General features: G+C 49.2%; 19 protein-coding genes and 1 pseudogene. 8 read left to right on the top strand and 12 right to left on the bottom strand.

Annotated features, from left to right (window positions below):
• Positions 1-16: 16 nt before the first annotated feature.
• Positions 17-676 carry a DUF4386 domain-containing protein gene (locus ABC395_RS26010; protein ID WP_413006601.1) on the bottom strand — a complete coding sequence of 220 codons (660 nt, stop codon included), beginning with the start codon at positions 674-676 and terminating at the stop codon, positions 17-19.
• Positions 677-742: 66 nt separating this feature from the next.
• On the bottom strand, positions 743-2899 hold the full coding sequence (locus tag ABC395_RS26015; protein ID WP_487247445.1) for a helix-turn-helix transcriptional regulator: 2157 nt from the start codon (positions 2897-2899) through the stop codon (positions 743-745).
• Between the two features lie 140 nt (positions 2900-3039).
• On the opposite strand from ABC395_RS26015, the gene ABC395_RS26020 reads away from it, so the two are divergent.
• Complete coding sequence (locus tag ABC395_RS26020; RefSeq protein ID WP_413006603.1) at positions 3040-3630, top strand: TetR/AcrR family transcriptional regulator; 591 nt, start codon at positions 3040-3042, stop codon at positions 3628-3630.
• 16 nt (positions 3631-3646) lie between these two features.
• Entirely contained in the window at positions 3647-4783 is a 1137-nt protein-coding gene (locus tag ABC395_RS26025; RefSeq protein WP_413006604.1) for an FAD-dependent monooxygenase, read from the top strand.
• Between the two features lie 214 nt (positions 4784-4997).
• Here ABC395_RS26025 and ABC395_RS26030 read toward each other — a convergent pair whose 3' ends face one another.
• The gene (locus ABC395_RS26030) at positions 4998-7052 is read right to left on the bottom strand and encodes a serine hydrolase domain-containing protein (protein WP_413006605.1); all 2055 of its coding nucleotides are present in this window, start codon (positions 7050-7052) and stop codon (positions 4998-5000) included.
• Between the two features lie 181 nt (positions 7053-7233).
• Between ABC395_RS26030 and ABC395_RS26035 the strand changes: the two are divergent.
• A pseudogene (locus ABC395_RS26035) lies at positions 7234-7359 on the top strand (zinc-binding dehydrogenase); the annotation flags it as partial.
• 20 nt (positions 7360-7379) lie between these two features.
• Here the strand turns inward: ABC395_RS26035 and ABC395_RS26040 are convergent.
• The 3 genes from ABC395_RS26040 to ABC395_RS26050 form a co-directional block, all read right to left on the bottom strand.
• Positions 7380-8414, bottom strand: a complete 1035-nt coding sequence (locus ABC395_RS26040) for an NAD(P)/FAD-dependent oxidoreductase (protein WP_413006606.1) — start codon at positions 8412-8414, stop codon at positions 7380-7382.
• Between the two features lie 160 nt (positions 8415-8574).
• Positions 8575-10164, bottom strand: a complete 1590-nt coding sequence (locus ABC395_RS26045) for a helix-turn-helix domain-containing protein (protein WP_413006607.1) — start codon at positions 10162-10164, stop codon at positions 8575-8577.
• A 151-nt stretch (positions 10165-10315) separates the two neighbouring features.
• Positions 10316-11320, bottom strand: coding sequence for an ABC transporter substrate-binding protein (locus ABC395_RS26050; RefSeq protein ID WP_413006608.1), 1005 nt, complete (start codon positions 11318-11320; stop codon positions 10316-10318).
• Positions 11321-11641: 321 nt separating this feature from the next.
• On the opposite strand from ABC395_RS26050, the gene ABC395_RS26055 reads away from it, so the two are divergent.
• Positions 11642-12064, top strand: coding sequence for a tetratricopeptide repeat protein (locus tag ABC395_RS26055; RefSeq protein WP_413006609.1), 423 nt, complete (start codon positions 11642-11644; stop codon positions 12062-12064).
• Positions 12065-12233: 169 nt separating this feature from the next.
• Here the strand turns inward: ABC395_RS26055 and ABC395_RS26060 are convergent, their stop codons facing one another.
• The 3 genes from ABC395_RS26060 to ABC395_RS26070 form a co-directional block, all read right to left on the bottom strand.
• Positions 12234-12659 (bottom strand): hypothetical protein, encoded by a 426-nt coding sequence (locus ABC395_RS26060; protein WP_413006610.1) that lies wholly within the window; start codon positions 12657-12659, stop codon positions 12234-12236.
• Between the two features lie 89 nt (positions 12660-12748).
• A complete protein-coding gene (locus ABC395_RS26065) occupies positions 12749-13390 on the bottom strand; it encodes a hypothetical protein (RefSeq protein ID WP_413006611.1) in 642 nt (213 codons plus the stop codon).
• 293 nt (positions 13391-13683) lie between these two features.
• Positions 13684-14661 (bottom strand): helix-turn-helix transcriptional regulator, encoded by a 978-nt coding sequence (locus ABC395_RS26070; protein ID WP_413006612.1) that lies wholly within the window; start codon positions 14659-14661, stop codon positions 13684-13686.
• 167 nt (positions 14662-14828) lie between these two features.
• On the opposite strand from ABC395_RS26070, the gene ABC395_RS26075 reads away from it, so the two are divergent.
• Positions 14829-15308 (top strand): hypothetical protein, encoded by a 480-nt coding sequence (locus ABC395_RS26075; protein ID WP_413006613.1) that lies wholly within the window; start codon positions 14829-14831, stop codon positions 15306-15308.
• 22 nt (positions 15309-15330) lie between these two features.
• Entirely contained in the window at positions 15331-15807 is a 477-nt protein-coding gene (locus ABC395_RS26080) for a GyrI-like domain-containing protein (RefSeq protein ID WP_413006614.1), read from the top strand.
• Positions 15808-15980: 173 nt separating this feature from the next.
• Here the strand turns inward: ABC395_RS26080 and ABC395_RS26085 are convergent, their stop codons facing one another.
• The 3 genes from ABC395_RS26085 to ABC395_RS26095 form a co-directional block, all read right to left on the bottom strand.
• Positions 15981-17555, bottom strand: a complete 1575-nt coding sequence (locus tag ABC395_RS26085) for an ABC-F family ATP-binding cassette domain-containing protein (protein ID WP_413006615.1) — start codon at positions 17553-17555, stop codon at positions 15981-15983.
• Between the two features lie 45 nt (positions 17556-17600).
• Complete coding sequence (locus ABC395_RS26090) at positions 17601-18461, bottom strand: S1 family peptidase (RefSeq protein WP_413006616.1); 861 nt, start codon at positions 18459-18461, stop codon at positions 17601-17603.
• Positions 18462-18694: 233 nt separating this feature from the next.
• Positions 18695-20434: an ABC-F family ATP-binding cassette domain-containing protein gene (locus ABC395_RS26095; protein WP_413006617.1), complete on the bottom strand. Its 1740-nt coding sequence runs from the start codon at positions 20432-20434 to the stop codon at positions 18695-18697.
• A gap of 212 nt (positions 20435-20646) precedes the next feature.
• Between ABC395_RS26095 and ABC395_RS26100 the strand changes: the two genes are divergently transcribed.
• Both ABC395_RS26100 and ABC395_RS26105 read left to right on the top strand, forming a co-directional pair.
• Positions 20647-21912 carry a hypothetical protein gene (locus ABC395_RS26100; protein ID WP_413006618.1) on the top strand — a complete coding sequence of 422 codons (1266 nt, stop codon included), beginning with the start codon at positions 20647-20649 and terminating at the stop codon, positions 21910-21912.
• Entirely contained in the window at positions 21909-24911 is a 3003-nt protein-coding gene (locus ABC395_RS26105; protein WP_413006619.1) for a DEAD/DEAH box helicase, read from the top strand. Before ABC395_RS26100 ends, ABC395_RS26105 begins: the two co-directional genes overlap by 4 nt.
• Positions 24912-25530 lie beyond the last annotated feature (619 nt).

The following is a 25530-nucleotide window of genomic DNA, read 5'->3' on the forward strand; positions in this document are numbered from 1 at the left end:
GTGAAGCTTTCACAAATCAGTTTTTCTCCGTACGCAAATTAAACCCCTTAACGATAAGCCAGACCGGTAAAGCGATTTCGAATATCGCTCCAGGAATATAGAGAACGTTTCCTAAATCCAGGCCGATGATTGACAGAGAGCTGCTTGCCAACAGTCCCGTATATCCAATCAGGCCAATGATGGACAATAGTCGTGGAACCAGTCTCGATCGAATGAGGATATAACAAAACAACAAGCTGCCTAAACTCAGCGCAATCATGGCCATGTCAAATAACAGGAAATGAACGTCCACCGCTAAATTCCCCATCGTTTGCAAATAGGAATCGTCCGAGGTTCCGCCCGATATGGATTTATTGCTCAACGCAAGGAGAACAAGCGGTCCTAATAAGCTCAAAATAAGCAAGGCAGACTCCATAACCCGGGAAGCGAAGTACCCCATCGTAAACGTTTCATGATGTTTCCTTAATATCGGGTGCAGCAGCACGGCAATCCCCACAACTGCGATGGCATTGATCAACTCCAAGAGCAATCCCGTAAACACGCTTGTTCGTTGGGAATACAACCTGCCGAGTAAATCGGTCTGATGCAAAATCGGATTCAATATCCCGCTTCCAATCAGGAATACAACCGTCGACAACAAAAATAACACCCCTGCCGCTCTTTCAGCTTTTCTCATGCCTTATCCCCTCCCTGCGCTATTTATTTGCAGTATAGCTCGAAGGGGAATCGGCCTGTAGACACTTTAGTGTGGTTTAGGGGTGTTCGTGAACAAATTTAACTCGCGGGCGCGGGCGATGGCCTCCGTGCGCCGCTGCACGTGAAGCTTTTCGAAAATCCTTCGGTTGTGACCTTTCACCGTATCCAAGGCCAGGAAAAGCTTCCCGGCGATTTCCCGATTGGAGAGTCCCTGGGCTATGAGCCCCAGCACTTCGGTTTCGCGCGGGCTGAGCGGCTCAACCCGGCTGTCCCTCATTCCGTCCCCGAGGACGCGGTTCAGGCGCTCCAGACCAGTTTCGGCCTCTTTAATTACAGGGTGCGGCAGATCACCGGCTAGTTTCAGGGCCGAACGGTAACGCTCTGCCGCCAGATCGGACCGCCCTTCCGCTTCCCTGATTTGAGCGATTCCAATCATGGCCGCTACAGCCATCAGTCGATGATCGATCTTTAGGCAGTTCGATATGACTTCGTTATAGGCTTCATATGCCCCCGCATAATCTCCCCGCAGCTGGCAAGCGACGCCCAGCATCCAAGCGGATGCCGTCCGGGCAGGCAGGTTATCCGGATGCAGATAGGCAAGCGCGCGGCGTGATTGGGCGATAACCTCGTCTATTCCGTTTGTTTCTCTTACCTCCGCATTCCGTGCAGACCCGATCAATCCGACAAGCTCTTCGGTTTTGTCTTCGGGCCCCGTATCTTGCAAAGCCGTTTCGGCTGACTGAAGATTCAGTTCGGCAAGTTCGTGATGATCGGTCAAGCTTAAAGAGGCCAGTGTAGCGCGGGTGGCCGCGATCCATCCGGTCAGATCCCTGGTACCGGCGGCTTGTTCCATGCTCTCCATGGCCGCTTCTGCCGCCCGGAGCTTGTGTTCAACCCCTGTCAGCTTACCGGTCATCAATAAAGCAGAACCATAAAACACCCATAATTCCGGTCTGGCATCCAGCTCCTTGGCAGGCAGCGGCTCCAGCCAGTTCAGCGCCATTCTGGCAGCTCCTCGAAGATGCAGCGGCATCCCGCCCCCTTGAAGCAGACGTGAACTTCGTTCTATATCCCCCGCTTCTATGGCATGACGGAACGCATCAAGCTCGAATCCGCTGCCTTCGTACCAGATGCTCGCCCGTTTGTGCAATTCTGCGATATGGTCCGCACCATAGTTATCCACCGACCTTTTACGAAGAATATCCGCGAACAAATGATGATAACGATACCAACGCCGTTCTTTATCCAGAGGAATGACAAACAAATTTTTACGTTCAAGATCGATTAACATTTCCTTACCGGCAGCCTTAGGATCAACCTTAGGATCAAGTAACAGGGCATCGCATAACGGTCCGCAAAGCCGGTCGAGTTGAGAGGTTTGCAATAAAAAAGCCTGTATGCTTTCGGGCTGCCGCTGCAGAACTTCTTCTGCCAGATAATCCAGCACGAAATGGTGATTGCCTGTGAAAGACCGGAGGAGTTGACCGGCGTCATGATCTGCCTGTATGGAGATCGCGGCCAAGCGCAGCCCCGCAGCCCACCCTTCGGTGAGTGATTGAAACCCGGCTATGTAATCTGTGGAGAGATTGAAGTCCATTACATGGTTAAAAAAAGCTTCCGCTTCCGAAAAAGTAAACCTAATGTCGGCAGCGCGCAGCTCGGTTATTTGGTCCAGAACCCGCAACCGCGGCAGAGAAACTGCAGGGTCTTCGCGAGTCGTTATCACTAGGTGCATCTGTTTGGGCAGGTGGTTCAGCAGGAACGATAGCGCTTCGTCGACCTCTTTCGAACTCGCCGTATGATAGTCGTCAAGGACAAGGATAAAAGGAGACGGCATAGCCGTGAGTTCATCAAGAAGAGCCGTCAAAACCAGCTCGGCCGATGTCAATTGAGGTGATTGAAGTACGGATAGCACACCTTCCCCTATATTCTCCGATAGGGTCTGAAGAGCGGAGATCATATAAGTCAAAAAACGCGTAAGTTCATTGTCCCCTTGTTCAAGGGAAAGCCATGCGGCCGGCCGGTCGCAGTCAGCTATCCATTCGCAGACTAAAGTCGTTTTGCCGTAGCCCGCGGGGGCAGAGATAAGGGTCAGTTTCCGGTGCAAGCCCCTATTTAGCCGTTCGGTTAATCTTCGGCGCAGAACCGCTTCCGACCGAGGCTCGGGGACATATAACTTGGAGGCGATTATAGGAGTTAACATAGATCTATTATATCAACTCCCGGCAACGTATGCCTTTTCCTAAGCAAATTTTAGCGCTCGTTTGACAAGCAGAAAAAACAGGATTATTATGACTATAGTCAATAAATGACCACGGTCATATTAATAAGGGAGCTAAGAGGATGCTGAGGGAAACGCGTAAAAAGGAACTAAAAGAACAAATTTTTTTACAAGCCCTCCAACTTTTCCGGGAGAAAGGGTTTGAGCAAGTCACGGTGCAGGAAATTACAGCTACATGCGGCATTGGCAAAGGGACTTTTTTTAATTATTTCGCTAAGAAGGAAGACATCTTGCTTTATCTTGGAGAATCCCAGATCGATTTGCTGAAGCAGAGTGTAGAGAAGCATCGGAATATCGATTCTCCCAAAAACCAAATCTTGCACGTGTTAGAAGATCTGCTTCATCACTTTTCGTCACATAGCGAACTCATGAAACTGGCTACATTGGAAATCATCAAGTCGGCTTCCCTTGCCGGAAAGGAGTCACAAAGCGTTCACCAATTGCATCAGCAGCTCTCGTCCATGATCGACAATGCAAAACAAAAAGGCAAATTGCGCAGCCGCTGGGAAACGGATGCCATCACCACGACGATTGTCGGCGTTTATTTCCATACCATTCTGTCATGGACACTGATGGGCGTTGAACCCGTAACCATAACCGGCTCCTTTAGAAAACAATTCGATATCGTATGGGAAGGTATTAACGATAACTAGGAGGTTGAGCAAGCCTATGTCACAGACCATCTTGATCATAGGTGGCGGGATCGCAGGTCTATGTTCCGCAATCACCTTGCAGCAGATGGGAATGAAGGTAAAGGTATACGAAAGAAGTGCCGGACCGGCTGCTGCCGGCGCGGGTATCATTATCGCCCCGAATGCTTTGCAGGCGCTGGAGCCTTACTGCATTTCCGACGAGATCATTCGTCAAGGCATTCCGAGCAGCGGCTTCCATCTGTTATCGGATCGGGGCCGGCCTATTACTCAACTTACAGTTCCTGCTGACTATGGCCGCTTATATTCCATCCATCGCAAGGACCTGCATCATATTCTTTTGTCTGCGCTTCCTCCCGGCACTTTACAGTGGGGGAAATCATTCGCGCAGCTTGAGCAAAAGGATACTCACGTTCGGGTTACATTCCATGACGGCAGTCATGCGGCGGGTGACCTGGTAGTCGCCGCGGACGGCATCCACTCTAACGTCCGCAAACAGCTATTTCCAAAAGATTCGTATCGCTATGCCGGCTACACCTGCTGGCGCGGTGTTGTTTCCGCTGACGGCCTTCCGGGCCTTTCCAACCGGTTTATCGAGACTTGGGGAACGAAAGGCCGTTTCGGTCTCGTCCCGCTGCCGAAAAACAACGTATATTGGTATGCGCTTATCAACGCCCGCCAAAGCGATCCCCTTATTGCGGATTATTCTACGATGGACCTGCATCGCCTGTTCCAGAACTATCATGATCCCATACCAAGTCTGTTGTTGAAAACGTCATCCGCGGACATGATTCATCGTGATATCGTGGATATAGCACCTATGGATCGCTTCTACTCAGATCGAGTTGTTTTTATCGGCGATGCCGCTCATGCCATTACCCCTAATATGGGACAGGGAGCCTGCCAAGCGATTGAGGATGCGCGTATTTTGGCCGAATGCCTCCGCATACAGAGCCATTATCAGGGAGCATTCGCAGATTACGACGCCAGACGCAGAAAGAGAATCGAACAAATATCCAATCAATCCCGGAAAGTCGGAAAAATGGCGCAATCGGAAAGCTTCCTGTTCACTACTGTCAGAAATCGATTAATGAAGTATGCCCCCAAAAGGATTGTTCGCAGCCAGGCACAGCGCTTGTACCAGTTTCGGTTCTAGGACCGAAATCTTCGACGATGCGTAGACGCGGAGTTGAAGGGCAAAAATCAACAACATAACCTCCGTTCAGCGCTGCTTCGGATGGGCTTTGAGCAGTGGGTGGTACATTCTCCTTTTTCAGAGTAAGAACCTCTCTGCTTCAAATGGGTTACGTCCTATGAAGTTATTAAAAATGACCGGATGAGCATCAGCTCTCCAGTCATTTTTCTTCTTCTTATTTATTCTTCAATTCGATTTTAAATACATCCCCCGCCTTCCCGCCAAAAACGATCATCCCGTCTTCCGGCAGTACTACCGAATGATTGTCAGATGCCTTTGAGAAGTTCACAGGTATTCCGTTCTTGTCATAAACGGCAAATCCCCCACCTGCCGGAGTCTGAACGTTCATGACCCGATTAGCTGTATCTCCATTAATTTTGTACCATCTAGCCTGACCATTGGAAGGTATTCTGCATAATGAATGATTCCCTTTATAAATGGGCTGAATGGCATCTTCACTGATATAGGTGGATCCGTCAATCTTTAAATACTCCGTACGACCTTCTTTATAAAAGTTGAGATCAAACGCATCTCTTCCCATCATGATCGGAATTTCGACAGCATTTACTGCTTTGTTCTCATCCACGATTTTAGTCCCGCTTGCGTATCCATGATCCAAATCAACGGATATTTTCTTGGTTAACATCGGATAACTCAGATAACTTCCGGAGTTAATTTTTTCATCCAGCAGATAATAATTTTTCTCGTTTCTATTCTCCCATACCTTTTTGGCTGCAAAATGAAGTGGATTGGAATCCAGCTTTTGATAGGCATAGAGCACGTTCATGAACTGACCTAATCCCGGGAAATTCGTATAAGCGTTAAGCTTCACATAGGTTTCCCCATTTGTTTGTTTGTCAAAGCTTACTGTTACACTGCCATCACCGCTTTTGAATTGTCCATCGCCCGTATATACATATTTTTGCGGGGGTATAATCCCCCCCAATTGTGCAGGTAAATCAATCTCTCCGTTCTTAATCTCTATATTTAGAGTCGAACCCACTGTACCATATAAGCCGGCATAAGATTGCAATTCAGACGGCATGTTCACTTTCAAGGAAGGTTTAAATATTTTCTCGGGCAGAATTTCCTTAATATGCCCCTGTTCCTTTAAGTATTCCAATAACACATTAGAGGTAAAAGAAAGATTGTATAGCGAAGACCCTCCTGAAGAAAGCACAGCCATAGAAATGTTATATTTTGGAATGGTAATCAAGGAACCGTGATAATTACCGGTGTCCCCACCCTTGGATAAAGCCGTTATTCCGTAATCGTCAAACGGTGCCAAGCTAACAGCGTCCCAACCAAGACCATAGTTAAAGGTGTTCGTTTTTTCAGAAACCCATATTCCTTTTTTATATTCAGGACTTTGCATGGCTTTCGCTGATTGTTCAGATAAAACATCCGTTCGATTGCCTATTAATATTTCTGCAAACTTAGTTACTTCTTCTGCAGTCGAGTAGATCCCGCCTGAACCAATGGCATTGATATTCTCAATGGGTAAAGCCTGATCCATCGTAGGGAAGTAAGCTTTGGCTAACCTTTCTCTATCAAATTGATCAAGTGGTGTTTTAGTGGAGTTTAAATTCAGAGGCTTGCTCACATATTTCGCGAGGAATTCGGTATAGCTTATACCGCTCACCCGTTCGATCATAATTTCAAGCAAATCGAATCCATCGTTACAATAAACGGAATATTCACCGGGATCGGATTTTAAATGTTCCGACTGTAACTTGATCAATAAATCATCGTGGACTTTTGTATCGTTGTCATCGAATAAACTACTATTCGAATAGTGAGTACCGTAAAGACCTGACGCATGATTCATTAACATACGAGGTGTAATTTTTTTGTATCTTTCGTCTGCCATTTTGAAGTCTTTGATATACGTTGTAAGTGGTTTATCCATATCGATTTTATTAGCATCGGCTAACATCATCGCTGCGGCGGATACATGCATTTTACTTATCGAGCCTATACCGAACATGGTATCTTTGGTGATTGGAGCTTTAGAAGCTTTATCATATACACCGGCGCTATCCGATAAAACAATGGATCCCTTATCCATAATGGCATACTGCAAACCGCTTACACCATAATCGGATAGGAGCTTCGAAGCCAGCGCCTGTGCCCTTTCTTTTACAGGAACCGGATTCGTCTGAGCAGAAGCAGTGGTGACCGGTATGGCAATAAGCACGGCGGTCATTACTACGGAAAACAATCCCTTCACTATAATTCCTCCTCGCAGTTTCTTTCTGGATTGGACTAACTGAATTCATCATAAATGGAAGAAGGCCGCTGGAATAAAATACGCCCTGAAACGAAAAAAACAATCCCTAAACAACATGTTGTCTAAGGATTGTTCGTTTGGCAAGAGGCCCTGTCGAGCCGGCGATAGCCAACTCCTTTAGGAACTCACTACCAATGGAACACTGAGTGCCGTGATTGATCGTCGATATCCTTTGGAGCGTCTGCCGGATGCCCACCAATATGTAGAGACCGAACGTAAAAAAGGTAACGTGATCATTCAGTTCTAAAGCCAACCGTTACCTCTCGTTCAAAAATCGTTGCCAAGCGCTTTGTTCCGTTCTTTAAACCTCTCGTTATGCGACGAGACATAAGCCATTCTCGGCGCCTCGGGATCCAGGTACCGTTTGGCGCTGTTAAGCGCTAAGGCCGCATCCGTGAACGCTCCTGCAATGAGGTTAAGCTTGCTTTCGTAATTGACAAAGTCGCCAGCCCCGAAGATGCCTGGCAAGTTCGTCTCAAGTCTCGGGCTGACGAATATGTTCCAGTCGTCCATATCCAGTCCCCAATCCTTGATACCTGTAAAATCGGACTTCAGCCCGTGGTTAACGATAACCTCGTCTATTTCCAGCTCGCGCGAGTCCCCTGATTCGATAGGGGTAATCGTCACCCGTTCAATCGTCTTCCCGTTGCCGCTGTATAACTGTGTGACTTCATAGGGCGTAAGCACATCGGCAGAAGACTCCTTCATTCGAACAATGTTTTTCTCATGCCCGCCGAAGCGGTCGCGCCTATGCACGACTGTAACCTGAGCAGCGATCGGAACCAGCTCGTTCGCCCAATCGACAGCGGAGTTTCCCCCACCCGAAATAAGGACTCGTTTCCCCCTAAAAGGCTCCAGTTCCTGCACCGTATAGTGCAGATTGGACACCTCATAGCGCTCGGCCCCTTCCAGCTCCAGCTTCGCCATTCGCAGAATGCCGCGGCCGATAGCCAGAATGACCGTGCGTGTCCAGTGCTTCTCCCCCGTTGCGGCCTCCAGAATGTATGTCGAATCCGCTTGTTTCTCCAATCCGATAATGTGCTGGCCGAATACAAGGGTCGGGTCGAACGTCTTCGCCTGCTCCGACAATTGGGCGATTAACTTCTCGCATAGGATCGGCCCAACCCCTCCGACATCCCAAATCATTTTCTCGGGGTATATAAGCATCCGCCCGCCCAGCTCGTCTTTCGCTTCTATCAACTTTGTCTTTAAATCGCGCATTCCACTATAAAAAGCAGTGTACATTCCCGCAGGACCACCGCCGATAATCGTCACATCGTATAATTCAAGCTGCTCAGTCAATCGATGTCCTCCTCCAGCCGGCACATGTAACGTCCATGCTGTGATAATCATTCTCAACATAATTGTAGTTTCGGCAACGTGACAATAACAATGGACAAAATCGACGGTTGCTTTATATAAAATGGAGGATGCAGACCTTTCAGTCGTAAGCAAAATCAAATCAAGCTAACGACCGCAGTATATCATCGATTTTTTTGCCGTTGGAAATAATTCCGTTATTCATCCAAGTTAGAAAATCAACCTCGTAAACGCGGTTATTTCGTACAGCGGGCAGATCACGCCACTCCGGCTGCTCCAGCAGCTCCCTTTCCTTTCCTTCTGCCTGGCTATGCCACTTATCGAAAGTAATGAACAGATGATCCGCGTTTAACGTGCGCAGGTCCTCTACAGAGAGATTGAACATGCCCGGCCTATTCGCTTTTGAAGCTGCACCTACCGCGGAGTAGGAACGCAGGCCAACATCGCCGTAGAGAACAGTCGAAACAAAACCTTGCCCTTTTTCCGTATACTGGATGATGTGGTCCGCCGAAATACGCAAAAAAGCGACCGTTTCACCTTTCATAACCTGACTCAGCTTATGACTCGCGCTTCGTGCTTTGAAAGCATACTTTGCGATAGCATCGTCGGCCAACTCCGTCCGACCGAAATAATCGGCGACGGTACGCAGCAGCGTACGCCAATTATCACTCTGCTTACTCAAGATGCAAGTGTTGGATATGCGCCGGCACTGGGAATATTGCTGCTGCTCGTAACGATCCATAAGCAAGATCAAATCCGGCTTATAACCGGAAAGCGCGTCAAAACTGCCGTCGTTCACGTCGAACGTCGGAATATGGTTTAAGCCCAGATACTCTTGTTTTCCCCATTTCGCATGCCAATACTGGGCAATAGGCTGCATATCCAGCGCGACTATGAAATCCTCCAAATACGGCGCCACTACTCTAAGCTGTCCCTTGCGGCTGCGGCGGTATTGTCCGGGGGATATGCCTACCGTCTGCTTGAAACGACGATTGAAATAATATTCATTGTTGAAGCCTGTATTCAGCGCAATATCGAGCAGCTTGTCATCGGCGCTTGCCAGCCACTTCTTGGCTTGATTAATCCGTACTTCATTCAAGTACTGGAGAGGTACTTGACCCGTAGCCTCTTTGAACAGACCGCTATACTTCCAGCGGTCAATGCCTGCGAGGGAGGCCAGCTCCTCTACGGTCAGAAGCTCACGGTAATACTGATGAATATGCCGTATGCTAAGCTCTACCCCATGCCGCTCAGTATCCGTTCCCTTATCCACGGCTGCAGGTGCATTTTGGCGGAATAGAAAGAGCAGCAGCTCTTGAAATCTCACAAATCGTTGAAACAGCTCGAGCTCGTCGCTCGCCCCGCGGAGTCCATATAACTCATCAAGCAGCTCTATCATCTTCGCGAAGGGTGCGCAGGCAAGCTCTTGTTTATCCGGCAGCAAGCTCGAAGCCGCATCATAGCCGCTCGTTACAAAGCACACCCGGTAATAGCTGCAGCTCATAACCTCTTGATCAATAGATAAAGATCTTCCAGGCCCCTGCAAATAGCATTTTCCTTGTCTCGTCCCGCTTATTATAATGAGCAGTTCAAAGCTTTCCTTATCGTTTCGACCGCTGTCGTCCAAATCACTCATGTCTGCTTGACCGCCCGCAACGACTAAGCGGATCGATCGCAGCACATATTGGACGAGAGGAGCAGTCCCGGCTTGTTTGGGCTGTTCAATATCCATCGTTACTATCAACCGCCTTTTAATTGATATTCATTCTCAATTAACATAGTGTAAATCAAAAAGAGCCGCCCATCAACCTTCGTTGAAAAGCGGCTCTTTCCCAATTATGGCGATCAGTCCTGCCAATGAACTTAATCCCTCTTCTTTTCTGCTAAGGAGCCAGCAATCGAAGTAAATCATCCATCTTCAAACCGTTGGCCGTAATGGCTCCCGTCTGCCAATACGATCTCTCTACAGGATATACATGGCCGTTCTTAAATGCGGGAACGGTCTTCCATAACGGATTTTCCTTCATTTCCTTAAGTGCTTTCGCGTTGCTCTCTTCCTCCCACGTCCCGTTGGACGGAAGCAAAATAATATGGTCCGCGTCAAGCTCCGGAATAACCTCCTTCGACAAGACGATATTGCCCTCCGTCATCGCCTTGGCGAACCCCGGTGCATTCAGCCCAAGATCCTCATACAGGATTTGACCGACAAACGTGTTATGAACACCGAAAATATTAATCGATTTGTCTGCGACGTTCATCCGCAGAACAACAAGCTTCTCATCGCCGATCGCCGCCTTCAGCTTCGCCTTCACATCAACAATACGGGCTTCGTAATCGGCAAGAACCTGTTCCGCCTTGCCGCTGATACCAAGCAAATCGGCGATTAAGGTCAATGTTTTGCGCGAATCCGCAAGTACGTCGTTCGGCAAGCGGAATGTCGGCGCAACCTTGGAATAGAGCTCGTATTGCGCTGCATCGACCTCTCCGGCGCCGATGATCAAGTCCGGCTCGGACGCTAACAAAGCTTCGATGTTGCCGGTCACGTCGAACAACGGCACCTCCAGCTTCAAATAATCCTGCTTGCCCCACATCGGGTTATAATATTGCACAATAGGCGTTACCCCAAGCGCAACCAAATAATCTTCACGATAAAGAGCCGAGACTCGCTTCGGATTTTTCGGAATCTTTACCTCTCCGAAGCTGTCGGTTACGACGCGCGTTTCTGTCTGAGTGGGGGCTTCACTTGAAGCTGCCGTTGCCTGTGCAGGCTTATCGGCAGTCACCGTGGCCACAGCTTGATCACCTGTCGAGCCGCAACCTGTCACCGTAATCATAGCTGCCGTTATAAGCGATACCCATCCTGTTTTCATAAATCCCGATCTTGCCATGATTAAATCCACTCCCATAAGTTGTATGTTTTGCAGCCAACAATTCGTTTATTTATAATGATAATCATTATCATTTAGCTTGAGTAGATTTTACCCCATATTGAATTCCATGATCAATACACATTCTCTACGACCCGCTTTGTACAAACTCGTCGATTTCTTACTAAAGTCCGGGAAAATGACGATAAACTAGAGCAGGTTTTCAATGTATGAATTAGGTCTAAAAATTTGGTAGACTTTTCATATGGGATTGTTGGCCTGAAGTCAAAGACTGTGCCGAGCACATTCATTTATCCAATCAATAGAACAGGAGAGATCGCGTTGCAGCTCCCGGATTCCACTTATTCCGCAATTAAGGCTCTATGTAAACAAGGCGATGATTTAGTGAAAACAGCCGATTTTGACGCCGCCAAGCAAAGTTATCTGGCCGCCCTCCGTTTATTGCCTGAAAATCATCAAGATTGGGAGGCCGCTACCTGGATATTTGCAGCTATTGGAGATGTCCACTATCATATGAGGAATTACGATAAGGCCTTCAAGTGCTTTTTTAATGCCGTGCAGTGTCCGAATGGGTTGGGGAATCCGTATATTCATCTTCGGCTGGGGCAGTTATATTACGAACAGGAAAACTTTGAAAAAGCGGCTGACGAGTTGACCCGGGCTTACATGGGCGCCGGTATTGAGATTTTTATGGAAGACGACCCCAAGTATCTTGAGTTTTTAGAGACAAACATAGAGATTTGAACATTGAGGTTAGTTCACCTAGCACTAAATCATATAGATTTTATATCTTTTTGTTGCATCTGTTGCTGCTCGATAACAGGAACCTATAAAATTACCGTTATAAACAAAACAAACCCGGCCTTTAGAAAGGTCCGGGTTTGGAAGTAGTTGTTCAATTCTCTAAACTGCTTTAAACAATTGTAGCTCTGTACCCTGTATTCTTGCCTTTTTCAACCGCTTCGATATAGCCATCGAAATAATAGGGGATATCATCTTCCCTACCATTCCGAATTCTGCCTCTAACTTTATCGAAGGCAAATATAGAAATTGAATATTCAGGCTCTCCAGTAACTAACACGGGTTGGTCTCTTTCTTGTACCCAAATGTACCGTCCCCCATAATTCCTTCTGGCCACTTCAAAAATGTAACATCCCGCCATAGAAGAAACAGAATCCAATGCATGATCATCGATTCCATACTCACATAACTCTTCTAGCAATGCGTCAAGTTGTCTTAGACTTTGCACACTATAATCAAAATTTCCTTTATCGGAAAAATTATTTACAAAACTTTCTGCCGTACTAATAATGTCATGTTCTAATTTGCTTATCATCATGCTTCCCCCCTTGAATAGTGAGCTTACAGTTAGAAGTACTCACCCTTTAACTTTTACTATCGGTTCGGCGTAACATCTATAGAGCGAAATCAAGAGAACTGCCAAAAGCCTGCTACAGGGCGTTCTATCTCGGCCGCCCCTATTATGGCGAAGATATATAGGGATCCAAAACCAAAAGGATAATTGTAATCGTCCTTAACCAACGTTTCGGGGTAACCGTCTTCATCTACTTGAAATAAAAAGGAATATGAATCCTCTCTCAGCTTCGTAAAATAATAGTCTTCATTTTGAATAAGCCTCGGGTTTCCTCCTACTTTGATCAAAAAAGACTGCTCCATCGATTTCTCGTCCTTGCTTAATACCCCATTCGAAATGATGTGTTTTATAAGGCCTCGATTAGTAAACATCTCTTTGGTGCTTTCCGTTGAAATGGGGTGTTCAATCACCTTGATCGAGCAATTAGGATATAAATTATTTTCCAAATACTCGTCATAGGAGTCAGGAATGAAGATCGAAATCATGCTCTCCGGTTTAAAGGGATGGACGAGGGTCAAGTAAAAAACATATTTCCGGTTGCCTTCATGAATGAGGTCATCTTGATCATCAAAAAATTCGGGTGCATTTCCACCGATCCATCCTGTCCCCTGATCTTTCCGCAGGTTAGAATCGGCATAGTAAAGAATACTATCTGTTCGTTCATCTAAAACGTTTATTTTATTGTCCAAAGGCATTCTACAACTCTCCTTCAAGATACTTAATGAGGTACCTCTTAGGCCGCTAGGTCCTAGACTACTTTATTCCCCCCTTCTTGTAAGATGGCTGTCCCGCCTATTAAACAGGAAATCTCGATATCATCTATATCCACCATCTTATCCTTCTCTTTATCATAGTACTCCCCAAATGGTACAGATGAAAGGAAGTCCCCTTGCGATACTCCACGGTCATTTCTATTCTCCTTTATGCGACATTTCCGATGGTGATTGCCAAAATATAATTATTAAGGCCACCCTGCAGCAGGATAGCCTTAACTTGTGCCTAGCGTGTATTTTGTTAAAGTATCCGCACTTCCCCTTAACCGCTCTTCCAAAATCAAACGCAGTTCATCAGGAATCCGTTCATACTCGACTCCTTTCCCCAAAAACAAAAGCCAATCCGCGTAATACTCCAGCGCCTCAACATCGGCCACATTCAGTTGAACATTGAAAATCCCACTGGACTGGAACATCCCTGTAAAGGACAAAATAATCCCCGGCGGATGCAAACGCTTAAAGCGTTGAACCCCGGTCGCATCAAGCTTTACAACCAGATTGGATTCACGTGCATCAAGCCGTTTTTTGCTCAAGATCTCTTGCTCAGACCGCTTCATCTCCTGCTTAGAAATGGCCGAATCCCGCAGCATCTCAACGGGCAGATAACGAAACTCATCGGTATCAAGATCATAAACCTCAACCAGCCAACGAGCGTTTGAATTAAAAATATGAATCAAAAAAACGTCCATTAACTGGGGCCACCCGGGACTCGGCTCATAAGTCAAACGCAAGTGCTTATCCCGCGCAGCAAGCGAAATCAACTGGTTCAACTCCGCTGGCGCCGCATCATCGAGTTCCAACAGATTTGGATTGGCAGGATTTGTGTTTTCAAAAAGCAAGATATTATTCAGCTCGATCAACTCGTCGTGCTGGGTTTGCGAGGCGATGCCGATGAGTTTTTCAGTGATGGAACGGCGATTTTGCAAATAGGGCAACTGCGAATTTTTCGAAGCGATAAAGCTGATAAATATCGCTTTCAGCTCCTCTGGCGTGAAACGGACGGCGGACAGATACTGATTTTGCAGGACATTGTATCCACCCCCGCGTCCAAGCTCGGTCGTCAGCGGAAAACCCATCGCCTGTATCTCGTTAATGTCGCGGATCGCTGTCGCGCGGGAAATCTTGAACTCACGCTGAATCTCTGCAATCGTGAAATGCGCGCGGTTATTGATGAAGCGCATGATCAGATTCACTCGTTCTATCTTTTTCATGATTTTATTGTATCAGAAATGCAGCATTCATACTGATTTTGATGCTGTTTTTGCCTTACTTTTTGATACCGGATAAAAGGTTTCATTTTTTGATACATTTAGCGAATAGGATCAATCTTGTAAGATATGACCCTAAAGGAGAGATTAAAATGTCTACCTACTCCATCCAGACCATCTCGGAAAACTACAAAATGACTGCTTTCGGTGTTTCACTGGAGGACTACAACGACTGGGCGGGTAATGCCGCCAAAACTGCCGCGAAAAAAGCTGAAATCACTGAAAACGGCAAGCTTGCCAAACTTCTCGCGCTCGCTGACGGACAGGAATATCAAATTAACTACGTTCTCGACGGCAAAGCCTGGCGCGGCTTCGGCGTGAAGGGTGCATACGACGTGGAAGACACGGTCGTCCTCGACTTTCTCGCTGGGGATTACCTCGTGGTGCCTGAAACAGGCTCTGACAAAGACCGCCTTGCTGACGAAATAACAGGCAAAGTTTTCGGTGGCCTGCTGCAAGAAATCACGGACTACAAATACGTGGGTCCAGGTAACTCGACATTCGTCAAAGCAATTGAAGACGGTAAATTCTACGGGGAAATGTGGCTTCGTGTCAAAAAAGTAGTAGACTAATCTTAGTCAAAGGAGGTCTCTCATGGCAAATTACACCGTTGAACACAAAAAATCATTTACATTGACCGCTTATGGTTTTTCACTTCAATCGAATTTTCAAGACGCCCCAGCTCTGCAAAAGGAAAAAGCGGAGTTTTGGGCAGGACTCAAGGCTGACGGACGTTTTGATAAGCTCAAGGCGGCCGCAAAAGATAATCGCGAATGGTCCGTCAACGAGGTTTATCAAGGCAGACCGTGGAATTATTTCGCGGTAGAAGCCGGCAAATCGGTCGCTGACGCAACACGCATCATCGAATTTCCGGAAAGCGAGTACATCGTGCTCGCAGGAACCGGGGAAAAGGAAACTTTGTTTGATCAGTTGACTTACCGCGCCTTTGGCGAAGTCTTGGCACAAATCACTGACTATGCTTACATCGGCGGTCCAAATGCGACTTATCGCAAAGAAAACGGTAACGGCACTTTCTATGGGGAATTTTGGGTTCCCGTGGTTAAAAAATAGTAGGATGGCAAGTGTATACCACCTATTTCTCGAAGACAACTCCTTTACAAGCCAAAAAGGCTGCCCTGAACGGGGTGGCCTATTTACTTTAGATGCAGAATTTTAAGGCACCCAATTGGGTGCCCTTGCTTTGTAACATGTATGTTGAGAGGTATCGAGAGAACCATTCTCCCTTATAGGCTTTGTTCGGTCACTCCCGTCACCGGATCGAAGGTCAGCATTTTCGTCCCTATCTTATCGATGAAGAAGCGATCATGACTGACCGTAATGACGGCGCCGGGAAAATGGATTAGAGCTTGCTCCATGACCTGAATACTCATGAGATCCAGATGGTTGGTAGGCTCGTCCAAGATGATAACCGCCGCACCCGATAGAAGACACTTGGCCAGCGCCACCCGAGCCTTCTGTCCGCCGGACAGATGGCCGATCTCCTTGCTCAGATCCGCCTCCGAGAATTGCAGCATCGATAGAAATTTGGCCACCTTTTTGCGCGGGGCGTCCAGCCCCAATCCATACGTATTCACCGCGTGGCTAACGGTATCCTTGGGATCAAGCTCCCCCCACATCCGGTTGAAGTAGGCGTAGCTAACGCCCTTCTCCCAGATAACCTCTCCCGACTCCGGTTTCTCCGCCCCGGTAAGCGTCTTGATGAGCGTGGACTTCCCGCTTCCGTTCGGCCCCGCGATGACCAAGCGATCTTCCTTCTGAATATCGAAGCTAACGTTCTCGAAGATCTGCCTGCCCTCGTAGGTCTGTCCGATCTTCTTCACCTCGCATAGCTTATCCGGGAAACGCAGCCTCTCGTATATATCGGTAATCAGTACGTTAACGGGATGCGGCTCGATCCGCTTCTTGTTATCCGCCAGCTTCCGTGAGAGACGGTCCTTGGAAGCGGATTTCCTGCTCGCGCGGTCGTCGATCGCCTCAGACTCCATGAGCAGCAGCTCTTCCTCCCATTCGAACTGACGGTCCAGCTCCTTCTTGCGCATCTTCTTCTTACGGACATAATCGGTGTAGTTGCCTTCGTATTCCTGAAAATGATAATTCTCGATCTCGATCGTACGCGTGACGACCTTATCGATGAATTGCCGGTCATGCGACACCAGAATCATGGCTCCCTTGAACCGGTACAGCCACTGCTCCAGCCATGCAATGCCTTCCATATCGAGGTAATTCGTAGGCTCGTCGAGCAGAACGACATCGGGCAGCTCGATTAGTAACTTCGCGAGCGCCGCACGGTTACGCCATCCCCCGGACAACTCATCGATCGGCTGATTTCGGGATCTGTCGTTGAACCCTAGCTTCGTGAGCACTGTGTCAATCTCGACGGACACGTTCCAGCCATCGAGATGATCCATTTGCTCGAATAACTCCGCCTGCCTCGCTAGCAGCCCCTCCATTTCGTTATTGTCTGTAACCAAACCCAGCTTATTTCCTACCTCTAGCAGCTCTCGCTCGATAAGGGCAACCTGCTCGAAGCACATTTCCAGTTCTTGCTGAACAGACAGGCTTCCGCTCAATTCCGAGAATTGAGAGAAATATCCGATTTTCAACTGAGGACTTATTTCTACTCTGCCGGAAGTCGGCTCCTCTTTGCCCATAATGAGTTTAAATACCGTCGACTTGCCGGCACCGTTTCGTCCGATCAGGCCGATACGTTCCCCTTGCATAACTCGAAAATAAATATCACGAAAGATCATGGACCCTTCATACTTCTTCGTGACGTTCTCCAAACGTATTACGCTCATGGCTATCACCCTTACTTTAGCAAGATATCGAAACTATTAAAGTTTTTATTCTACTGGCGGCAGCGAAGTTCGCAGCAGGGTGTCCATGTCGGCAATCGGTATGGCCAAACCAGCTTCTATCATTTGGTTTTGATGCTCGACATCGGCAGTGGCGAATACAACGGCGATGGCTTTGCCACGCTTGTTAATAACGGGAGAGCCGCTATTGCCCTTATAGACCGGCGCATCAAGGGCCATGACCGGCGTCTGACGGCCTTGGATCGGGACCAAGCCGATAATAGCCCCTTTAATGGCGATTTGCGTGAGGTGAAGCGGATTGCCAATCACGTAGATTTGTTCATCCGGCTCCCACTGTTTGTTGTCTCGCTCGACTTCAATAAACGGCAGCCGTTGATCCCCGATGTCCGCCTTCAGTATGGCGATATCCAGATCGGGATCACTGCCCGACAGCTCCGCTTTATAACTCTGACTTTGCCCCGGGAATTTCACTATAATATAGCCGTTATCTTCAATGACGTGGTAGTTGGTCACAATATAGCCCCCGTTAATGTGAAATCCGGTGCCCTTGCCGTTGTCCGTGCTGACTGTAACAACCGCTTCTTTATAGCTTTGGATTTCAGCTTGGCTGGATAATTCCCTCGACCCGAACAAGAGCGGGAGCGTCTTCATGTTGTAGATTTGCGGCCAGAAGACCAATATATTTCCGACTAGAGCGGCAACAAGCAGGAATATGACCGTATTTCTGATCCACTTCCGCCGGTTGGCCGATGAACCCCCGTCGTCGTCGTCCTCTTCCGACTCAAAATCCCACTCCTCGTCTGCATATGGGTGGTCATTCTCATGTTCTTGCTTCTCTTCGGAATGAGAAAGAGAGTTCTCTTTGTTTCGACTTGGATTATTTTCCATGCGCATCCCTCCGTATTCGCCGTAATCTTGTCCCGTTATTGTATCATCAAACTGCCTATAATTGGGGGAGGATGGCGGCAACGTCCTGCGTCGCATTGAATACATTATTAGTCCAGTTGGGAATTCAAACAAACCACTTCCGGAATGGAGTGGTTTATTTGGGTTACATCGTTGATATTTTTCCACTATCATCATGTTTTATTGCTAACTGACCTCACTTCGAGGGTTGTCCTTTAAAGCCTTTTAATCAGCTCTTCCAGCTCCTCTACCAATCCTTTTGCAAGTTCAAAATTAGTATCTTTTAAAGCCCATTCTATTTTCATTTCAACTGACTTTTTGTTTTGTTCCGCTTCTAAATAGTCTTTATCAAAATGACTAGCATAAATCATCTGTCTAAATTTTCGCATACTCATTTTTCTAATCGTCTTATCTTCAATGATTAATACATAATCCATCCCATTTACAACAGTATAGAAATCATGAGATATCATGAGAATCGCACCTTTATAATCTTCAATGGCTTTTTCCAGTGCAATTTGCGTATAGGTGTCTAAATGGCTTGTAGGTTCATCAAGAAGCAATACGTTTGCCTTACTGGCAGAAACTTTGGCCAATTGGAGTATGTTTTTTTCTCCACCAGATAAAGATCCTATCTTCTGATTAACGATTTCTCCTTCAAAGCCATAGTGAGAGATATACGATCTAACCTCATCATAAGTACTAAACCCGGCCTCAATGAATTCTTCTAGTATTGTATTAGAATCCTTTAACACCTCGCCTTGAAACTGAGATAGATAAGTCACTTTTGCATCCGCATTTATTTCAATGGAAGCATGATTATTTTTAAAGATGTCTCGAAGTAAGGTTGTTTTCCCGGTACCGTTTGGACCGATAATAGCTACTTTATCCGTAGATTTTATCTCAAAGCTAACCTTGTCTAACAGCAGCTCATCAAAAGCAACCCTATAATTACTGACCTTTACAACAATGGTGTCTTCAATCTCATGATCAATATCAAAACTAATATTCGGCTGCTTAATATCAACAAATGGCGCTTTAATTCTACGCGCTTCCAATCTCTCTTGAAATCTAACTCTAGCTTTTAACGCCCTCCCTCTGGATGCTTCTGAATTAATAGTTGCGATAGCTCTAAGATTATCAATAATGTTATCGTATCTCTCAATTTCTTCTTGTTCAGCGACTGCGATTTCTTGCAACTCAATTTTTGTCTGAAGTAATGAGAAATTATACTCAATATATCGCCCATCGAACTCTTGGATCTCCCTATTTTCAAGGTGTATAATTTTGTTGAAACAATGATTGAGTAGATATCGGTTGTGCGTAACAACTAGCAGCATTCCTTTGTGAGAGTTAATAAGTTTTTTAAGAGCATTTAGATTTTCGAAGTCTAAAAACACATCCGGTTCGTCCATAATCATTAAGTCGGGACGATTAAGCATTTCCTTCATCACTTGAATAAGTTTGAATTCCCCGCCGCTCAGGTCGGCTACCTTACTATCTCTTCGCTTCATAAGGTTTGCTACATTTAGCTGCTTATGAATGTTGCTTTCAAAATCATCCCCGCCAATAGCATCCCATGCGTCTAAAGCGAATTGATACTTTTCCAGTAACGGCTCTATATCTGTTGAGGTTTCCATTTCCGTACAAATCGATTGAATTTCATTTTGAAGCTTTATAAATGGTTCTCCTATATATTCAAAAACGGTTGTTTCTTTCGTGTTGTCTAGTTCTGAGAACTGACTTACGTATCCAATTGTACAATCGGGGTCCATCTCTAATTTACCATCGAAAAGATATCTTTCCGGGTCGATCAGTATATCTATCAAAGTGCTTTTCCCACTGCCGCTTGTTCCGATAAAAGCGCAATGTTGTGCTTCTTCTAACGTAAATGAAATGTTGTTAAATAGTTCTTTTTGCGGAAACGAGAAGGATAAGTTATCGACTTTTATCATAGTATTACCTTTCTTTATCACTAAAATAGTGGCTATTAGATGGATTGCAAACCATGGATTTTGAATTTACCGCTGTTAGAGTAACACTGTTTACAACCAACTTCAATCCCATTGTATCCCTTGTGGTCCTTATCGGACTAGCTGTCATTGCGGCGGGTGGTCGTTTTTAAGCCGATGTTAATCAGGTCTTAGATCAAGGGTCTTTGGGCTGCATGCCATCTTTATCATTTATCGTTATAATGAAGGGAGGGATTTACGAGCGGCCAAAGCTCAAGAAAGGAATGTCCGGCATTATGACGATAACCGAGTCAAATCGACTGAGCGAGCTGAGCATTGAAGAGTGTCAGAGCCTGATCGCAGGCTGCGCCGAGGGAGCGGCGAGCAGCCCGTTTCAAATAAACTACGGTAACGAAGTGCGCTCCAAAGTGCGTCTCTTTCTGTCCGAATTGACACCCGAGGAGGCCTGGCTGCTCGAGCTGAACATCGGGCTGTTTTTGCTTCGCAAGCAATCGACCGACCGCCACTCGGGCTACTTCACCCAGGTGGCGGCATCCGAGACGATAGATACGATTGAGGCTCACCTCAATAGCGGCTTGCCGCCGGAGATCGCGGTCAAGCATCAAGGGCGACTGCTGGAGACGGCCGTTTACATCCGCGAAACGGTAAAGGCGAATGCGTGGTTCCCGCCAGCCTATTTGGATATCTATGTGGAGCTGTGGTTGATCCTGGTATCGTCCGATGCGGACAGCCCTCGCCTCTTTAAGGAGGAGCTGTCCCATTTGGCCGATGGATTCAGCAAGGAAAATAAGCTCTTCCCGCTTGTCGCCCGCGCTTGGATTCACTTCTGGCTTCAAGAGGATCAAGCTGCTTGGCGGCTGCTCGAAGCAGCGGAGCGGCATCGGCTGAATCCCGGGCATGTGTTCCGCTTTCTGCGCGTGCTGGAGGAGACTGGCGAATGGATACGGCTAGAGGCTTGGCTAAGCCATTGCGCCACCGAGCGGGTCGGTCGCAGCCCCGGTAGCCTGGATAGGTATGGACGCTACTGGGAAGCCGTCGTCGGACAATTGCCGGAGGCCGAGAGGAACATGTGGAGCGCGATTACGAGCCTGCTTCCCTACTCCAGCAGCCTGTACGAGGAGAACTTGATGCGCTTCGGCCGTTGGCGCCAGTGGGTTGATTATCAGCTTAGCCTCGGCAGCGATCCGCTCGACTTCCGGGCGAAGGATCTGCAGCCCATCGAGAAGGAGGCCCCGGAGGCACTGCTGCCGTTCTACCACCAAGGCATAGAGAAATACGTGTTGCTAAGAAACCGCCACGGCTACAAGCGGGCGGTGAAGCTGCTCAAACGGCTGGCCAAGCTGTACAAGAAGCTAAAGCGTGAGCAGCGGTGGGACGTGTACATAGAGACATTCGTGAGCCGGCATAGCCGGCTGCGGGCCCTTCAGGAAGAGCTGCGGAAAGGAAAGCTGATTCCATGACGACGATCGATAATCTGGATACCATCGCGGTTCGAATGATGTTGACATCGCATGGCGACGCGTTGTTCTTCGCGGACCCGGATTCGCTGCGGGAGTGGACCGGGCTTCAACTGAAGCATCGCCTGTTCGCCTGGCACGAGCCGTCCTTCTATGGCACCGAGCTGGAGCTCGTCAAGGTCGGGGAGCTCGAAGCCATTGTGCTGCCCGCCGAAGAGGTCATCCCCTTCTTTGCATCTGGACCTCTACTGGCGCATATCGAGTGGAAGTGGGAAGACGATGCCGCGCGCTTGGCCGAATTGGCGCCATTGCTGGCCGAATGTCTGGAGAAGCGGCTGTACGCGCCCGATCTTGCGGCTTACCGCAGCGGCTCGCTGCGCTGGAGCTGGGATGCGGCGGCGGTCGGTGCGACCTTCGGACAGGCGCGCCGCGACGAACTGGACCTGAAGAGCGGCAGTTGGAGCGATGAGGCGCGTGACGGGCTGAAGGCGGCCTTCTCGGCGGCTGTCATGAGCCGCTTCTACGGAACGGAGCCGGACGAGGCGGATCTGCGCCGCGAATTCCCGGCCCTGTTCGCGCGTGAGAACGCGGCGGCCGCGACGGCGGGACTGGACGACGAGAGCTGGCTCGTGCAGATTGGCTGGAAAGCGGATGTCGCGCCGTTCCGCCCCTTGCTGCAACTATTGGAGCCATGGGAGGGCGACGAGCACTCCCGCTGGCGGCTGCGGTTCGTGCTGCAGGACAAGAACGATCCGGCTAAGCTCCGCAGAGTACGGCTCGGCGACGACGGCTCGGCGGTCGGCAAGTGGCCTGACGCATGGGCGGAGGCTGTCCGCAGCCGCTCGAACGGTTGGCTGCAACGGTTGCGAGCCAGCCTTCCGCACGATCGGCTGTCGCGCGGCGAGGACGTGCTCGGCAAGCCGCTTGACGACGAGGCGGCCTGGCGGTTTCTGAACGAGGACAGCCGCCGGTTGCTCGAAGGCGGCTGGCAGGTGCTGCTGCCCGCATGGTGGGAAGCCGCCAGCCGCAAGAAACCGCGGCTGCGCGCGGCGGTGCAGTCGGAGGACGAGTCCAAAGAGCGTGGCGGCGGCAAGTCTTTATTCGGGCTGGACGCGATTCTGAGCTTCAACTGGCGCATCTCTATCGGCGGCGCCGACCTGAACGAGGAGGAGTTCGACGAGCTGCTCGCGCGAGGGGAGCGTCTCGTGAAGTTCCGGGACCGCTGGATCGTGCTCGACCCGGCGCTGATTGCCCAGATCCGCCGCATGATGGAAGGCATGGACAAGAGCCAGGGATTGAGCTTCCAGGATGTACTGCAATTGCATTTGCTCTCGCAGGCCGAGACGGACGCCGGCGCGGATGGCGGGGCCACGGATGCCGGCGCGGAGACATTCGGGACCCATGCTGCTCGTGTTGGGCTCGATGTCGAGCTGAACGCGCATTTGACCGAGCTATTCGCCAAGATTAATCAGCAGAGCGAATGGCCGCGGCTCGATCCGCCGGCCGGTCTGCGTGCCGAGCTGCGCAGCTACCAGCAGGACGGATTCGCCTGGCTGGCTTTTCTCCGCCGCTTCGGGCTCGGGGCCTGTCTCGCGGACGACATGGGCCTCGGCAAGACGGTCCAGTTGATTGCCTACCTGCTCTACGCCAAGGAACAGGCGGACGAGGGGATGGGACTCCCTTCGCTTATCGTCTGCCCCACGTCGGTGCTCGGCAACTGGCAGAAGGAGATCTCCCGCTTTGCCCCGTCGCTGCGAGTGGCCATGCATTACGGCTCCGGGCGTAAGAGCGGCGACGCGTTCCGGAACGAGGCCCGCAGCGTTGACGTCATGCTGACCTCCTTTGCTACAGCCTCGCTCGACCAGGAGACGCTCGCCGGATTCCAATGGGGCGCCGTCTGTTTGGACGAGGCCCAGAACATTAAGAATGCCGGGACCAGACAGGCCGCGGCGGTCAAGAGCTTTCCCGCGCTCCATCGCATCGCGCTCACCGGGACGCCGATCGAGAACCGGTTGGCGGAGCTATGGTCCATCTATGATTTTATCGTGCCCACCTATCTCGGGGCCGCCAAGTCGTTCCAGGAACGGTTCGCCTCTCCGATCGAGCGCGAGCAGGACGGGCGTCGCACGGCTGAACTAAAACGGCTAGTGAAACCGTTCATGCTGCGACGCAAGAAGAAGGATCCCGCCATCCAGCTCGACCTGCCGGACAAAAACGAGATGAAGACGTATGTTCCACTGACCTCCGAGCAGGCCGCCCTGTACGACAATTGCGTTAAGGAGCTGCTAGAGAAGCTGAGGAAGCTCGACGGCATCCAGCGCAAAGGCGCTATTCTCGGGGCGCTGACGCGGCTCAAGCAGGCTTGCGACCATCCGGCTCTGCTGGATGAGGATATGGGAACGGAGCTGGAGGATGGCCCTCTACATACGGAGGCGATCGTCGCCCGCTCCTCCAAGCTGGAGAGGCTGCTGGCCATTGTCAAGGAGCTGCGCGAGGCGGACGAGCGCTGCCTCATCTTCACGCAATATATCGGCATGGGCAAGATGATACAGGATGTGCTGCAGCGCGAGCTGGACGAACCCGTGCTATACCTGAACGGCAGCACGCCGAAGGCGCAGCGGGACCGGATGGTCGAACGGTTCCAGTCCCGCGACCTTCCGCCGTCCGAGCAGCCGAACGTGTTCATCCTCTCCCTCAAGGCGGGAGGCGTCGGGCTTAACTTGACCGCGGCGAACCACGTCTTCCACTTCGACCGCTGGTGGAACCCGGCCGTCGAGAACCAGGCGACCGACCGCGCCTACCGGATGGGCCAGACGCGCGACGTGCAGGTGCATAAATTCATCTCGCTCGGCACCCTCGAGGAGCGCATCGACGAGATGCTGGTGAACAAGCAGCAGCTAAGCGACAACGTCATCTCCAGCTCGGAGGGCTGGATTACCGAGCTGTCGACGGATGCGCTGCGGGAGTTGTTCTCGCTGCGGCGGGACTGGTCTCGCGATTAAGCGGGATTTGGGCAACCTGAATCCCGCTATGTCGACCCGCATCACCCGCGTTGCAGGGACTGGCACGCTTGTTACGACCGTTCACGGATCGATTATCAGCCTCGGCGTCGTCGTCGGATCCTTCATCGGAGGACTGACCATCGACAGCGGATACGGGCTCCACTCTCCGTTATGGGTCGGTTTTATTCTGGCGCTCCTGGGCTCAATTTCCTTGCTTCCCTACTTAAAGAGAGCTAAAGCGTCAGCCATCATGATGAAGAGTAAGTCTTAATTAGGCAGGGCTATCAGCCGCGAGCGGAGAAAATTCGGAAGACTTCCTGTTTACTGTGTCAGAAATCGATTAATGAAGTATGCCCCTAAAAGGATTGTTCGTAACCAGGTACAGCGTTTATACCAGTTTTAGCTGTAGGGCCAAAGTCTTCAACGATACGTGACTTATAAGACGTTAATAATACCATAAATTGTAATAAATAAAAGGAGCACCTAAATTTAGGTGCCCTTTTTATCCATGGGGATTAACTTTCCTTTAGAGGAGTGCCACATGTGGTCTCTCGTAAAGACGTAGATACCTTTTTGTTATCCTGTTGTATGTGATGAAGAAGATCACCTTCTCAAAGCT

The sequence above is a fragment of the Paenibacillus canaveralius genome, from assembly GCF_047238265.1.
Lineage (GTDB): Bacteria > Bacillota > Bacilli > Paenibacillales > NBRC-103111 > Paenibacillus_F.